Source organism: Thermococcus sp. ES12, assembly GCF_012027515.1.
Lineage (GTDB): Archaea > Methanobacteriota_B > Thermococci > Thermococcales > Thermococcaceae > Thermococcus > Thermococcus barossii.
This window is the reverse complement of sequence record NZ_SNUP01000001.1, coordinates 75,296-89,043: the sequence shown is the minus strand read 5'-3', so window position 1 is coordinate 89,043 and position 13,748 is coordinate 75,296. Positions and strand designations below refer to the sequence as shown.

The window sequence follows — 13,748 nt, the reverse complement described above, 5'->3', positions numbered from 1 at the left end:
GTGATGTTATAAGATTTTGTATGAGAACCCGTTGATGGGAGAATCAAAGAAAGGAGGCAGAAATCAGAACTCCCTCTCGACGAGGAACTCGGCCAGCAGCTCCAAATCTTTCCTCGCCTCGCTCTCCGGAAGGACCTTCAGGCCCTCGTTGGCCTCCCTAACGAGGTTCTTGGCATATTCTGCCGCGTAGTCTATGCTCCCGTATTTCCTGAGGAGTTCAATGGCTTTGGCAACTTCCTCCTTAACCATCTCATCATGTATCAAGGCGTCTCCCTTGGCATCGCCGGCGTACTTGCCGAAGACCTTGAGGAACTCGGCCTTGTCCTCTTCGCTGGCTTTGCTGAAGAAATGGCTGACTATGAGCGTCTTTTTGCCCTTCCTTATGTCGCTTCCGACGGGTTTTCCAAGCTTCTCCTCGTCCGCTATCAGGTCGAGAACGTCGTCCCATATCTGAAACGCTATTCCGACGTTCATCCCCCACCTGGCGAGGGCCTTTATGTAATCCTCGTTATCCGTCCCGACTATCGCGCCTATCTCGGCCGAGCCCTCAAAGAGCGCCCCGGTCTTGCCGCTTATCATCCTGAGGTACTCGTCAACGGTGACCTCATCCCTGGTCTCGAACTCGATGTCAAGGGCCTGGCCCTCGCAGAGAAGGTTGGATGTCCTGACCAGAACGTTAAGGATTCTCTCCTTCTTCTCGGGGCTAACCTCGGCTTTAGCTATCGCCTCGAAGGCCTTGGTGAAGAGCAGGTCTCCAGCCAGAATCGCCATGTTCACTCCCCAGAGCTTATGGACGGTCGGTCTTCCCCTGCGCAGCTCGTCCATGTCCATGATGTCATCGTGGACGAGGGAATAGTTGTGGATGAACTCGACTGCGGCCGCTGGATAGAGGGCTTTTTCCCTGTCTCCCCCCACGGCCTCGGCGGCGCGGAGAACCACGAAGGGCCTGACGCGCTTTCCTCCGGCGAGTGGATAGTGCCTCGCGGCCTCGTACAGTTCTCTTGGTTCTTTCTCAGGGATAAGCTCGAATATAGCATTATCAACGTCCTTTACAAGCTCCCTAACCCTTGCAAACAGCTCGTCGTACTTCCCCATCATATCACCCCGTGAACGATGAAAGCAACCTAAAGGAAAAGTAGGGCAACTCTTTATCAGTTTTACCCTACTTTATCTCGACCATGTACCCGTTCCTCGATACAAAGACGTCCCTGCCTATGAGGTAGCCCTCCTCTTCCGCCAGCTCGGCGTAGTGGGTGAGCATCCTGAAGTCGCCGTGTGCCGGCACTATGTTCTCCGGGTTGAGCAACCGAAGGAGGTAGCGGTGGTCCTCCCTGCTGGCGTGGCCGGAGACGTGAAGGTCTTTTATCATCCTAACGCCCTTCATCTTGAGCTTCGTCTCAAGGACGTAGCGCTGGGCCCTGTTTAAGGGATTGGGTATCGTCCCCGCTGAAAAGACGACGGTGTCGCGCTTGCCGATGTCGTAGAGCTCCCCATTGGCCATCCTGGTAAGAACGGCCCCCGGCTCACCCTGGTGGCCCGTTACTATGAGGAGGTAGTTCTCCCTCGCCCCGGAGACCTCCTTGAGAACCTTCCTTACCGCGTTGGGACTCCTCACCGCCTTGGCACCCTTCATCTTGATGAGACCGAGCTGCTTGGCTATGCCGGTGTACTTGGCGAGCGAGCGGCCCACAAGAACGGCCTGCCTGCCCATCTTGTTGGCTATCCATATGAGCTCCTGAAGGCGGGCGATGTGACTGGCGAAGGTGGTCGCTATAAGGCCGTCAGCCTCCATTCCCTCGTAGAGGAAGAAGTCCTCGAGGAGCATCTGGGCGACCGCCTCGCTCGGCGTTTTGGTGGGCTCGGAAACGCGCGTTGATTCAGGGATAAGAACCTTAACGCCCTCTTTGCCGAGCTCCCTCAGGCGCTTGTAGTCCGGCCTCTCGCCGAGGGGATTGTTATTGTCAAACTTGAAGTCGCCCGTGTGAACCACGGCACCCTCCGGGGTGTGGACGACGACCATAGAGGACTGCGGGATGGAGTGGGTTATCCTCACAAACTCTATCGCCAGGTTCTCGCTCACCTGGACTATCTCGCCGTACTCTGTCTCGTACATGGGGTTCTTGACCTCGAAGTACTGCTCGCTCTTGACCTCGCCCTTCGCGAGCTTTATCGTGTAGGGCGTGCCGTATATCGGGACATCCGGGTAATGGGGAGCCAGCTTCGCGACGGCTCCGATGTGGTCGAGATGGCCGTGGGTGAAGGTTATCGCGACGACCTTCCTGTTCCGTATTGATGAATCGTCAGGAATTGCACCCAATTTTTGAAGTTCCTTCGTGGGAAACTGCTGGATATTGACGTCTTCATGAATGAGAACGCGGTCAAGCCTTATCCCCATGTCGATTATAACAACTTCGCCGTTGTATTCGACGGCGGTCATGTTCTTGCCTACTTCCTCGTAACCGCTAACTGTGTAGATTTTTATCATGTCTATTCCTCCTTACGCCCCCAGGCCTCTCCTGAGGCGTGGGGCTGCGTTGGTCTTAGTTGTTGGCAGGGGTTTAAAAAGGTGTGCATCACCTTGGATTCGAACCATTCCAAACCGAAATCCTTTAATCTTGTGTATCCAGAAATTAAGCGTTATGATAAAAGATATAAAAGATAAGCTACAGAATGTAGTGCTGGATACATATCTAATTCCAGTTTTGTTCTCGATTATTGTAATTGCGATTATATCAAAATGGAGCTTGTTCACTAGTACCGACAATGTAAGATATTTTCTAAGTGCACTCGCTCAAGTAGAAGCTGCTCTCATAGGGATATATCTCACAATCGTGGTTGTGGGGATTCAACTAACAAGGGACTACTCAGAGGTGATCTATGAGGTATATTTTAAAAGTCGTGAACTCTGGTTGATACTTTCCTCAACATTGTTACTAATCTCCGTATCCATTGTATCGATAGGAAAATCTGAGTGGATTGCATCCACGATGCTCAACACCCAACATCTCTCGATACCCATAAGCGGCTTAATTGCTGGCTGGGCAACGTTTAATGTCATTGCACTTATAATCCTCCTCAAACATTTATTTAAACTGTTCTATCCCAGGAATCTTTTTGAAAGATTATTCAAGATATTCCCTTTCTCTTACAGTTACGGAGAAGATGCTCTTAGAATATATTTTAGAGTAGCCCAAAAAACGATACAAACCCAAAATGTTGAGGCAACACTCTACCTCCTTACACATATTAATGACGAGATCCAAGACATGACAAAAGAAATGACAGATGAAATTGAGAGTGAAGACTACTCTGGCAAAAAAGATCCCCTTGAGCAAAAATTAAAATTCATTGAGCGATTGTGTTATCAGTTCAGAAGTTTATCATGGTACACGATAGACCAGTTTGAAGCCAAGAGAATAAGCAAAGACGAAGCAATATGGATTCTTGAATGGATTAGAAAGGGTTTCCAAGAAATTTTGCCCACTTTAATACTGATTGTACTACCAAAGTACCCTAACGCTAAAGGATGTGTTTCTCAAGTTCTTTTGGAATTAGATATTGTACTAGAAAGGATACAGGAAGCTCCAGATGAAATCAAAAACAAAGTTTTCCCCCAGTTTTTCTCTCTCATTTTGCATTATTATCCAGGAGTCTTAAGAGCACATGGTTATAATGACATTGCAGAGGAGATAGAGGGGATAATAAAGAAACACAAAGATCAAACAGTCATTTAATGTCTTCTTCTCGTTAGATAGTCCTTCAGGTCAATCCTCTGCTCAAGCCACTCCCTAGTGAAGCCCGTGAAGACAAGCGGAACCTTCCTGAGCTCCTCGACGTTTTTGGCCCCAACGAGGAACATGGCATTCCGTATCTCCTCGATGTAGCGCTGGAGGACTTTGATTACTCCATCGACGTCACCTTTCACAGCCGGCCTAAGGAGCGGCAGTGCAACGCCGGCAAAGGTTGCACCCATTGCGAGGGCCTTCGCCATCGTTATTCCGTCGCGCATTCCGCCGGTGGCTATAATCGGCAGATCCGTTGAGTAGCGAACCTCAGCAACGCTTATGGCCGTCTTTATCCCCCAGTCCCAGAACCTCAACGCCAAGTTCCTGCCCATCTCATCCTTCGCCCGGTAGTACTCGACGGCGCTCCAGCTGGTTCCGCCGAGGCCACCGACGTCAATCGCGTCTATTCCAATGCTTTCGAGCCTTATCGCGACCTCCATCGAGACGCCGGCACCGGTTTCCTTAGCTATAATCGGGTAGGGAAACTCGGCTTTAAGCTCGGCTAGTGCCTTCAGCACTCCGCGGTACTGCGTGTCCCCCTCCGGCTGAACGCTCTCCTGGAGCGGGTTGAGGTGTATGGCAAGAGCATCGGCCTGGATGGTCTCAACTGCTTTAAGGGCCTCCTCAACCCCGTAGCGCCCCGGCATCGTCTCGGCGAACTGCGGTGCCCCGAGGTTGCCGACGAGGAAGACGTCCGGAGCGACATCGCGGACGTAGTAGCTCTCCCAGGTTTCAGGCTTCCTTATCATGGCCCTCTGACTGCCGACGCCCATCGGTATGTTGAGCTCCTGTGCAGCCTGGGCGAGGGTCTTGTTTATCTTGCCCGCGAGCTGAGAGCCCCTCGTTCCGCCGGTCATTCCGGCTATAAAAATCGGGTAGTCGAACTTCCTTCCAAGGAACTCGACGCTCAAATCCACCTCGTCCTTGTCTATCTCGGGCAGGCTCATATGGACGAAGTGCACATCCTCAAAGCCGTTGCTTACATGAGCCTGAACGTTCCTCCTGAGGCAGTGCTCTATGTGCTCAAACTTCCTGATGATCGTGAGCTCTTCCTTATCAAAAGCCTCCATTCCAACCACCTGAGAGAGAAGGGAGCGAGGGGTTAAGAGGTTTTTGGAACACGGGTGGATTTTCTCCACAGCCCAGATAACGCTTATATACATCAATACAGGATTTGATATATTACGAGCCATTCAACGGAGGAATGAAAAAATGTCAACATCACCTGGGCAGAATGCCGGGAACGTTCTAATCATCGACCTGACGCGTGAGAAGGTCGTTAAACGGGAAGTTTCGCCGGAGGATGTAAAGGCCTACCTCGGGGGTAGGGGCTTCAACTCAAAGGCCCTCCTAGATATGGTGCCAGGAAGAATAGACCCACTGAGTCCTGAGAACGTCCTTGCACTGGGCAACGGAACCTTCGCTGGAACTGCACTTCCGATGACCAGCAGGCTTCACATAAGCACCCTTTCGCCGCTCTCCGGGATTCTTGGGGACGGTAACGCCGGCGGTGAGTTCTCCGCGATGCTGAAATTTGCCGGTTATGAGCAGATCGTTCTAACCGGAAGGGCCAAAAAACCGAAGTACATCTTCATCGAAGACGATAACGTCGAAATAAGGGACGCGGGGGAACTCTGGGGCCTGACCACAGGCGAGACCGTTGACTGGCTGAGGGACGAGCACGGTGATGAGGTCAGCGTTGCCGGGATCGGCCCGGCGGGGGAGAACCTCGTGCGCTTTGCCACGACGATGGTGGACAAGTACCACTCAGGGGCCAGGGGAAGCGGCGCTGTGTGGGGCTCGAAGAACCTCAAGGCAATAGCGGTTATCGGAACGGGGGAGGTTGAGCCGGCCGACCCTGAAAGGTTCTACGAGATGGCCCGGGAGGACATAGACTACTTCAATCGGAACGAGTTCGTAAAGAGAATCTACTCCGTCATCGGGACTCATTACGGGCTGATACAGTGGTACCCGAGCTGGAAGTACTTCCAAGTTCCGCTCAGTGCCGAGGAACTGCCTGTTGGGCTTAGACCTCAGGATCTGGCGGAGTACGAGGTGGGAAGGACTCAATGCTTCTCCTGTCCGCTCGCGTGTAAGGACGTTTACTACCTGCCGAGCACGGGTGAATACGGTACTGCGAGCGAGTTTGAGTCCATATACGCCCTCGGAAGCAACAACTGCATAACCGACACCGAGGCAGTTCTGAGGATGGAGCACATGGCGGACGAGTACGGTATGGACGTGATGACCCTCGGAGACACGATAGCCCTCGCGAGGCTCCTCCATGAGAAAGGAATCCTGAGTGAGGAGGAAGTGGAGGGGATTTCACTGGAGTGGGGCGACGCGGAGGGACAGATTGAACTCATCGAGATGACCGCGTACAGAGAGGGCTTCGGGGACAAACTGGCGGAAGGTTACCGCAACTTCGCAAAGCTCTACGGAGGGGAGGCTTTAGCCTATTGCTACGACGTCAAGGGAGTGAACAGGGGCTGGTACGAGGTTGATTTCATCAATGGAATCTTCACACTCTCCCACGCGACCTCGACGAGGGGAGCCGATCACCTGAGGGGCCGCTCGTGGGCCTACTGGGAGAACGACAAGCTGATGGACCCCGACGCAGTCCGCAGAATGCTCGATGCAGGGTTACCCGACTACCGGAAGGACCCGGTTGGAGCGCTCATCTACGGTGAGAGGGCCTGCACCCTGGCGGACTCCCTCGGAAGGTGCAAGGGCTCGATAAACACCTGGCTCCAGGCGGTTCCGCTCGTCTGGAAGTATCCCGTATTCAGGGGGACGGCAATTCTGCTGAGCGCCTTCACCGGAATGGAGTTCACGGAGAAGGACGTCATTGACGCGGCCGACAGGATATACCTGACGGAGATGGCGTTCAACGTCAGGCAGGGAATCAAGAAGAAGCACTACGACGTGAAGTTCCCGCCGGAGTTCGCCGTAACAGAGAAGGCAAAGGCCCAGGTAAAGCGACACTGGAAGCTGGTTGACGAGTACCTGGAAAGGCGCGGCTGTGACGTGAAAACGGCCTATCCAAAGAGAGACACCCTTGAGAGACTGGGCATCGGCCACATCGCCAACCGGATAGAGGGGAAGGAATTCCCCGAGTGGGACGGGCCTGTGAGGGAGGTGGCCTGAATGTTTGTCCTGGCGGTCATCTACGAGAACTGCACCGGCTGCCACCTATGCGAGCTCGCCTGCTCATTCAAGCACCACGGCGTCTTCGACCTCTCGCTGTCGAGGATAACGATTCTGACCAAGCCAGAAATCCAGACCTCCGTTCAGGTCTACTGCCTCCAGTGCCGCGACGCCGCCTGCGAGCGTGTCTGTCCCATGGACGCGATAAGCCGGGACACGAGGGGGGCCTACGTTATAGACTACGACCGCTGCATAGGCTGCAGGGAGTGCGCCTACGCCTGCCCATTCGGGGCGATAAGCTTTGAGATTGAGGCAAAGCCGATAAAGTGCGACCTCTGTGAGGGAGAGCCCGAGTGCGTGGCGGTTTGTCCTCACGATGCCATAATCTACATGGAAGAAAAGAAAGCCTCGCGGGAGCTGAAGAAGGCCAAGGCGGCGGGGGTGGCTTACGGACTCTACGGGGGAAAGGAGACGTCAGAACATCCAAGGAAGAAAGCTGAAGAGGCCGTTGAATACCTGATGGAGCTCGTTGAGAAGAGTGGGGAGCTGGACGTCTGATGGGATACCTCCTCCACGTCCTGGCAGAGAGGTGCACCGGCTGCATGGACTGCGTCGAGGCGTGCCCGATCGAGGACGGGATAAGGGTGATTCCCCTCCCCTCGGGAGAATGGAACGTAGTAGTCTGCAGGCACTGCAACCCGGCACCCTGCGTGGAAGTCTGCGACTTCGGGGCGCTCGGTGTTTCGGGAGATGGTGCCGTGGTTCTAAACCCGGCCCTCTGCACGTCCTGCAAGGCCTGCATCGCGGTGTGCCCCTTCGGCGCGGTCTTCCTCAGGCCCAGCGGCACGATGGCAAAATGCGACCTCTGCTCCGGAAGCCCGAAGTGTGCCGAGGCCTGCCGTGAGGGCGCCCTCATCTACGAAAGGGTGGAGAAAAAGAGTCTGATGAAGGGAAAGCCTTCGGTGGCCGAGCTTCTTGAACTAAAGGGCCTGCGGTGAGAGCATGGAGGAGAAAATCACGATAATCGGCGGCGGGATTGGAGGGCTCTACACAGCCTTCAACCTCGTCGAAAACGGAGTTGAAGTCAGCAGAATAACAATCGTGGCGAAAGAATGGCCCCCCTACACTAGACACCGCCTTGCGGAGATGCTCTCCCAAGGTCTCTCCCAGGATGATGCCATGCCAGGGGCCGTGAACTCCCTTCAGGAAGCGGGCATAGAGGTCGTGAGGGGCGAGGCGGTTGAACTGCGGACGGAAGAAAAGCTGGTGGGTGTGCGGACCGAAAAAGGGAACCTCAGGATTGGGTACGGCCTGCTGGTTATGGCAACGGGAGGAAGGCCCTTCGTGCCGCCGATAAGGGGAATCGAGAAAAAGGGCGTCATTGGATTCCACGGCCTCAGGGATGTTGAATTTCTCGCCACCCTTCCCCCTGAGAGGAAGATAGCGGTCATAGGGGCGGGACTCGTTGGGCTGACGGCAGCAATGGCACTGGTGGAGAGGGGACACACTGTCACCGTGGTGGAAGCCAAGAAGAGAGTTCTGCCCAACATTCTGGCCAGAAGACCCTCGGAACTCCTTGAGGAACACCTGGAGAAGGAGGGAATCCATGTTCTCACTGGCTCCATCGTGAAGGAAGTCCTGGGAAACGGGAAAGTAAATGGGATTGAGCTGGCGGACGGTAGGGAGCTGGAAATAGACGCGGTCGTCCTCGCCGCGGGGGTGAGGCCCAATTCCTCGCTTTTGAGGGACGATGGAAAGCCGATATGGATTGACAGGGCAGGGAGGACTGCGATTCCGGACGTGTATGCCCTTGGGGACTGCGCAATGAGCTGGGACTTCATAACCGGAAGGGCTGTTTACCGCCCCCTGGGCTTCGTCGCCGGGCATTACGCGAGGCTGATAGCAGCGGACATCGCTGGAAGGACTGCACAGGACAGCGGGATAATCCCCGCGGTCTACGAGAGGATTGGAAAAGCTGAGGTCTATTCCATAGGGCTTACTCCATGGGAAGCGGAGCGCTTCGGCTTCCGCTCAAATATAGAGATTTCAGAGGGGCAGGGCTGGACGGAGGCGATCCTAACGGACGAAAAAGACAGGATCCTCGGATGGCAGAGGGTCCAGATTGGTCACTTCCACTCGATAGGCTCTGCAGAGGCTTACATCAGGATAAAGGAGGATTGGGGATAATCAGCCACCTTGGCAGGGGAGCGTGACGTTGAAGGTCTCGACCCTGACCCAGCCGCCGCGCTCGCCGAGGTGCATCTCGACCCAGTGGGAGGCGTTGAAGTCGAGGAGCACCTCCAGCGTGCTGTTGCCAAAGAGCGGGAAATCGGGGCCGAGGCGGAGCGGTAACCGGAGGTCGAGGTGGTCCGGCTCAATCTCATCGCCGCCGGTCCCGTGGAAGTAGGCGAAGACGACCGGGACGACCGAGCAGCGGGAGTCGTTGAGGGCATCGAGGAGGAGCTCAATCCTGCCGCCCGTAACGTTTTGGGGGAGCGGATAAACCGCCCGCACCATGCCAACTTTAGGCAAGGCGAATCCAGGGGTGTCGTAGTACCAGTAGGTGTAGTCAATCCCGTTCTGGTTCACCCTCCTCTCCGATGGGTAGACGGTGAGGTTCACCCTCGGAATCCCCTGGGTGAGGGCGTGACCCTCGTCGGGCAGGTAAACCATCACGGGGTAGAACAGGAAAACTGCATCCCGGCCGTCCACCAGCTTTTCCAGCGGCTTCTCGGTCAGGTTCCACTCAACCACGAGCACCGTTCCGTCGGAGGTGTCGAGAACGGCCTGCCGAACCTTCAGTTGCTCGGGGCCAGAGGTCCAGCCGCTCAGGAGACCGTGCTGGACGGCACTCTTAACACTCAGGAAAGTCCATCCAAAAACCACGAGCACTATAACGATGGCCAGCGTTTTCCTTCCCATCCGAGACCCCGAATGGGATAACCTTCTGAAAATAAAAAGTTTACGCCTGGGAAGCGTTATCAGACTATCCTCGTCCCGAAGCCGTCACCCCTTATCGCCCCGCTCAGCCTTCCAGGAACTTTGCCGTTGACGAACCAGACCTCCGAGTGCTCGGCTATCTTCTTCGCTTCCTCCAGCTTGTTGCAGATTCCGCCGGTGACGTCGGTCCCGGAGGCTGTGCAGCGGAGCCTTTCGAGGAGGGAGTCTATCTCATCCCTGGCGAGGCTCTGAACCAGCGATCCCTCGCCGGGTTTCCCGTCGTAGACACCGTCCACGTCCATCAGGAAGACAACCTTTTCAGGTTCGAGCATCTTGGCGAGGTATGTGATGATTTGATCGCCGGAGAGTATGTCGATGCCCTTCGCGAGGTCTACCGAGACGTCTCCGAAGAGAACGGGGATGAACCTAAGCTCCAGAAGCCTTTCCACCACCTCAAGGTCTCCGTAGGCAACCTCGCCGTTCTCGGTGATGAAGACCGAGGAGGTCGAGACTGAGAAGGCCGGCAGGTTCTCCCTGACGAACTCCTCAATGAACCTCGCGTTCGCCCGGAGCATGGCCTGGTGGGTCTCGGTGAAGCCTATCCTCCTGAAGTTGGCGGTCTTCCAGTCCTCGGGAAGGCCCTCCCTTATGCCGTACTTCTTCGCCTCCGGATGCCCGAAGCTCCCTCCACCGTGCACAACGATGAAGCTTTCACGTGGGTAAAACTTGGATATCTCCCTCGCTATGCTCCTGACGGTCGCGCTGTCAAAGTTCTCAGGTTTGCCCTTCTTGTCGCTGAAGACGCTTCCCCCAACCTTGACGATTATCATGGCAGAACCTCCTCTATGCGAAGCCCTTCCCTGCTTATCCTCGTTATCATAGGTGTTCCGCCGGCTATCGTTATGGCCGTTGCCACTTCGCTCTGGTTCTCCGGGGCCAGGGCATACATACAGCCACCGCCGCCTGCGCCGGTTATCTTCGCCCCTATCGCCCCGGCAACCCTCGCGGCGTAGACAAGCTCGCTGAGTTTCTTGGTTGAAACGCCCAGGGCATCGAGCAGGCCGTGGTTGATGTTCATGAGCCGCCCGAGCTGGGAGAAGCGGACATCGTCGTCCAGTTCCGAGAGAATGACATCCCTTGCTTTCTCGACTATCTTGCCCATCGCAACGAGTACCGGCTCGATAACGTCGGGCATCTCCTCGTAGCTCCTCCTGACCATCGCGACGAGCTCCTTTGTTGAGCCGCTCGAACCAGTGTAGCCGACAACGATGGGCAGCTCCATGAAGGGCAGGTGCTCGAACTTCCCCCTCTCGTAGTGGATGAATCCGCCTATGGCAGAAACCGTCGGGTCTATTCCGCTTGAGGCACCCTGGACGAGGAGCTCAACCCTGTGGCCGAGCCTTCCAATTTCCTCGTTGCTCAGTTCAAGGCCGAGGAGCCTTGAGACGGCACCGATAGTTGCAACTGCCACCGCCGCCGATGAACCGAGGCCCGCACCGACGGGAATCTGAGAGGTTATCGAGACCGTAATTCCTTTTCCGTTCGCACCGGCCTCTTCCCTCACCAGTTCTATCGCCTGGCGGACATAGCTGAGAACCTCAGCGGCTCTGCCGTAATCGCTCTCGAAATATATCTCGTCCTCGGAGAATGAAACCGTCAGGCCAGGAACGCGTATGTCCTTGGCTTCTATCTTTATCGTGCCCCTATCGTTGAACTCAGCCCGGACGTAGGTCCTGAGGTCTATTGCAGCGGCTATCGCCGGCTTTCCGTAGACCACGCTGTGCTCTCCAAAGAGGATAATCTTGGCAGGAGCGGAAGCTAAAACCCTCATTTTTCACCCTCCCCAGGTAAGAGGAGTGAAAGTTTATGTGGCTTTTGGTCTCACCTCCTCATCACGATGCTCGCGTAGCCCACGACCGCCTCGGTGCTCCTGCTGACCTCGTAGCTCGTCGTGTAATGGAGGAGCTCGGCCTCAAGCGCTCCGGCAAGGCGGGAGTAAACGATGGCGGTTCCGACTCCTCCAGGCCCGCACATGGTGTGGTTCATCTCCCTTAGCTCTCTGAACATACCCCTGACGTCGAAGTCGAGTATCCTCCTGATCACTCTGAAGTCCCACTCCTTTATTCTATGCGGAAGCTCGTCGGCCCTCGCCCTGAAGGGCATGTAGCCGTACATTGGGCCGTAGTGCATGAAGTCCGTGCTCGCTATCACCACCACGTCCCTGCCGAGCTCCCTGCTCGCCTCGAATACTGCCTTTCCGAGGTCTTCGGAGGTTTCCTCGTCCTGGATGCCGAGGGCTATCGGCACTATCTTCACCGCCCTGCCGGCCCTTTTCGCGAGGTACTGTATAAAGGGGAGCTGAACCTCTATCGAGTGCTCGTACCTGTGGGCAAGCTCGTCCAAGTCAGCTATCCCCGAGAGCTTCGCTATGGCCTTCGCCATCCCCGCATCAACTTCGACGTCACCGAGCGGTGTGCGCCATTTTCCGGCCGGATAGACCGCTATCGGCGAGCCTAATCCGGTGTGGTTGGGTCCCAGAATAACAAAGGTCTCGGGAAGGCCGTCCTCAAAGATGGCCTTGTATGTTCTCGATGCGGTGTAGCCCGAAAACACGTAGCCCGCGTGGGGTGCAACTCCGGCGGTTATCCTCCTTTCGTTCCCTTCCTCGCCGAGGTCGCTGAAGAACTCCTCCAGCATCTCGATGAGAGCCCTTCCGGAGGGATAGAAGCTCCCCGCAACGGCTGGATACCTTACGCCGTCCATCCTCTCACCTCCAGCCATTTTTGGATTCAAACCTTAAATACCTTCAACCGTCTTCAGTCCCGAGCCGGTGAGCGGCAGTAACAGCTTTGACCCCCTCTCAATCCCATCCGACTCCATCAGCTTCCACAGGGCCGCGAGAACCGTTGCGGAGGTTGGCTCCACCATGAAGCCCCTCTCCCAGAGCCATTTCAGAGCCCTTTCTATCTCGGGGTCACCAACGCTTACGCAACTCCCCCCTGTTTCGGCGAGAGCCCTTCGCATCTCCTCCAGCCGAGGGGGCTCGGATATCGCTATTCCCTCCGCCAGGCAACTCCTGAGGAAGGAGCGGCCGCAGAGACTCTCGTAGCCCGAAGCCTGGACGGCTATCAGCTTTGGGAGCCTATCGATCTCACCCATACTCCTTAGCTCGCTGAACCCCTTCCAGAGGCCGAGGAAGAGAGTGCCGCTTCCAGTCGGCGCGAGAACGTAGTCGGGGACGCCTAACTGCTCGTAAGCCTCGAAGGCAACCGTCTTCGTACCCTCAATGAAGTACGGATTGAGCCAGTGGGAGATGTAGGTCAGACCGCTCCGCTCCGCGAACTCCACCGCCCTCTCGTGCACTGCCATCCTGTCACCCTCAATGACGTGGAGCACCGCACCGAGCCTCCCGAGGAGGGAAAGCTTCCCGGGACTTGCACGAGCCGGCACAAAGAGATGGGCAGTTATCCCCGCTCTTCTCGCAAAAACGGCGAGGCTAAGAGCGGCGTTGCCGGAGCTGTCCAGGACAACCTCGGTGATGCCTTCCTCAACCAGCTTCGCCACCGTCACCCACGTTCCCCTGTCCTTAAATGAGCCACTCGGCTGGAGGTATTCGAGCTTGAAGATGGCGGTGGTTCCCTCAACATCGAGCTCCGAGACCGGCGTTATCGAGGGGACGGGCTCGGGATACCCGCTGGAAAGCGGGAGAAGCCCCAGGTACCTCCTCATGTCGAGGTATTCGGTGAGGGCATCGCTTAGACTGCCAGGGGTTTCACGCATGACCATCAACGTGCCTCCACAGTCGCAGCGCAGTCTGAATCTTTCGGGATACTCTCCTCCACATTTGGAGCACACCAGCACGGGAACCACCCAAGG

General features: G+C 56.0%; 13 protein-coding genes. 5 read left to right on the top strand and 8 right to left on the bottom strand.

The window, feature by feature from the left end:
- Positions 1 to 63: 63 nt before the first annotated feature.
- Positions 64 to 1,095: a polyprenyl synthetase family protein gene (locus E3E37_RS00575; RefSeq protein WP_167714400.1), complete on the bottom strand. Its 1,032-nt coding sequence runs from the start codon at positions 1,093 to 1,095 to the stop codon at positions 64 to 66.
- Positions 1,096 to 1,162: 67 nt separating this feature from the next.
- On the bottom strand, positions 1,163 to 2,485 hold the full coding sequence (locus tag E3E37_RS00570; RefSeq protein ID WP_167714399.1) for an RNase J family beta-CASP ribonuclease: 1,323 nt from the start codon (positions 2,483 to 2,485) through the stop codon (positions 1,163 to 1,165).
- Between the two features lie 154 nt (positions 2,486 to 2,639).
- Here E3E37_RS00570 and E3E37_RS00565 point away from each other — a divergent pair, with 154 nt between their 5' ends.
- The gene (locus E3E37_RS00565; RefSeq protein ID WP_167714398.1) at positions 2,640 to 3,734 is read left to right on the top strand and encodes a hypothetical protein; all 1,095 of its coding nucleotides are present in this window, start codon (positions 2,640 to 2,642) and stop codon (positions 3,732 to 3,734) included.
- On the opposite strand, the gene fni is transcribed toward E3E37_RS00565, so the two are convergent.
- On the bottom strand, positions 3,731 to 4,855 hold the full coding sequence (gene fni, locus E3E37_RS00560; RefSeq protein ID WP_167715192.1) for a type 2 isopentenyl-diphosphate Delta-isomerase: 1,125 nt from the start codon (positions 4,853 to 4,855) through the stop codon (positions 3,731 to 3,733). The genes E3E37_RS00565 and fni overlap by 4 nt on opposite strands.
- A gap of 142 nt (positions 4,856 to 4,997) precedes the next feature.
- Between fni and E3E37_RS00555 the strand changes: the two genes are divergently transcribed.
- Genes E3E37_RS00555 through E3E37_RS00540 form a run of 4 tightly spaced genes read left to right on the top strand, consistent with a single transcriptional unit; the run spans position 4,998 to position 9,119 of the window.
- The gene (locus E3E37_RS00555) at positions 4,998 to 6,932 is read left to right on the top strand and encodes an aldehyde ferredoxin oxidoreductase family protein (RefSeq protein ID WP_167714397.1); all 1,935 of its coding nucleotides are present in this window, start codon (positions 4,998 to 5,000) and stop codon (positions 6,930 to 6,932) included.
- Positions 6,933 to 7,490, top strand: a complete 558-nt coding sequence (locus E3E37_RS00550) for a 4Fe-4S dicluster domain-containing protein (protein ID WP_167715190.1) — start codon at positions 6,933 to 6,935, stop codon at positions 7,488 to 7,490.
- The gene (locus E3E37_RS00545) at positions 7,490 to 7,930 is read left to right on the top strand and encodes a 4Fe-4S dicluster domain-containing protein (protein ID WP_167715188.1); all 441 of its coding nucleotides are present in this window, start codon (positions 7,490 to 7,492) and stop codon (positions 7,928 to 7,930) included. The genes E3E37_RS00550 and E3E37_RS00545 overlap by 1 nt, the downstream gene beginning before the upstream one ends.
- Before the next feature lie 4 nt (positions 7,931 to 7,934).
- Complete coding sequence (locus E3E37_RS00540; protein ID WP_167714396.1) at positions 7,935 to 9,119, top strand: NAD(P)/FAD-dependent oxidoreductase; 1,185 nt, start codon at positions 7,935 to 7,937, stop codon at positions 9,117 to 9,119.
- Here E3E37_RS00540 and E3E37_RS00535 read toward each other — a convergent pair whose 3' ends face one another.
- From E3E37_RS00535 to E3E37_RS00515, 5 genes are read right to left on the bottom strand one after another with little or no spacing between them, the layout of a single operon-like run.
- Positions 9,120 to 9,854, bottom strand: a complete 735-nt coding sequence (locus E3E37_RS00535) for a hypothetical protein (RefSeq protein ID WP_167714395.1) — start codon at positions 9,852 to 9,854, stop codon at positions 9,120 to 9,122.
- Positions 9,855 to 9,913: 59 nt separating this feature from the next.
- Positions 9,914 to 10,702: an isopentenyl phosphate kinase gene (locus E3E37_RS00530; RefSeq protein WP_167714394.1), complete on the bottom strand. Its 789-nt coding sequence runs from the start codon at positions 10,700 to 10,702 to the stop codon at positions 9,914 to 9,916.
- A complete protein-coding gene (locus E3E37_RS00525; protein WP_088864118.1) occupies positions 10,699 to 11,703 on the bottom strand; it encodes a mevalonate kinase in 1,005 nt (334 codons plus the stop codon). Before E3E37_RS00525 ends, E3E37_RS00530 begins: the two co-directional genes overlap by 4 nt.
- A 50-nt stretch (positions 11,704 to 11,753) precedes the next feature.
- The gene (locus tag E3E37_RS00520; protein ID WP_167714393.1) at positions 11,754 to 12,635 is read right to left on the bottom strand and encodes an MEMO1 family protein; all 882 of its coding nucleotides are present in this window, start codon (positions 12,633 to 12,635) and stop codon (positions 11,754 to 11,756) included.
- A gap of 33 nt (positions 12,636 to 12,668) precedes the next feature.
- Positions 12,669 to 13,733 (bottom strand): pyridoxal-phosphate dependent enzyme, encoded by a 1,065-nt coding sequence (locus E3E37_RS00515; RefSeq protein WP_167714392.1) that lies wholly within the window; start codon positions 13,731 to 13,733, stop codon positions 12,669 to 12,671.
- Positions 13,734 to 13,748 lie beyond the last annotated feature (15 nt).

Bases quoted from the DNA above. Each gene is read 5' to 3' on its own strand.
- E3E37_RS00575 (WP_167714400.1), bottom strand. From the start codon at position 1,095: ATGGGGAAGTACGACGAGCTGTTTGCAAGGGTTAGGGAGCTTGTAAAG.
- E3E37_RS00570 (WP_167714399.1), bottom strand. From the start codon at position 2,485: ATGATAAAAATCTACACAGTTAGCGGTTACGAGGAAGTAGGCAAGAAC.
- E3E37_RS00565 (WP_167714398.1), top strand. From the start codon at position 2,640: ATGATAAAAGATATAAAAGATAAGCTACAGAATGTAGTGCTGGATACA.
- fni (WP_167715192.1), bottom strand. From the start codon at position 4,855: ATGGAGGCTTTTGATAAGGAAGAGCTCACGATCATCAGGAAGTTTGAG.
- E3E37_RS00555 (WP_167714397.1), top strand. From the start codon at position 4,998: ATGTCAACATCACCTGGGCAGAATGCCGGGAACGTTCTAATCATCGAC.
- E3E37_RS00550 (WP_167715190.1), top strand. From the start codon at position 6,933: ATGTTTGTCCTGGCGGTCATCTACGAGAACTGCACCGGCTGCCACCTA.
- E3E37_RS00545 (WP_167715188.1), top strand. From the start codon at position 7,490: ATGGGATACCTCCTCCACGTCCTGGCAGAGAGGTGCACCGGCTGCATG.
- E3E37_RS00540 (WP_167714396.1), top strand. From the start codon at position 7,935: ATGGAGGAGAAAATCACGATAATCGGCGGCGGGATTGGAGGGCTCTAC.
- E3E37_RS00535 (WP_167714395.1), bottom strand. From the start codon at position 9,854: ATGGGAAGGAAAACGCTGGCCATCGTTATAGTGCTCGTGGTTTTTGGA.
- E3E37_RS00530 (WP_167714394.1), bottom strand. From the start codon at position 10,702: ATGATAATCGTCAAGGTTGGGGGAAGCGTCTTCAGCGACAAGAAGGGC.
- E3E37_RS00525 (WP_088864118.1), bottom strand. From the start codon at position 11,703: ATGAGGGTTTTAGCTTCCGCTCCTGCCAAGATTATCCTCTTTGGAGAG.
- E3E37_RS00520 (WP_167714393.1), bottom strand. From the start codon at position 12,635: ATGGACGGCGTAAGGTATCCAGCCGTTGCGGGGAGCTTCTATCCCTCC.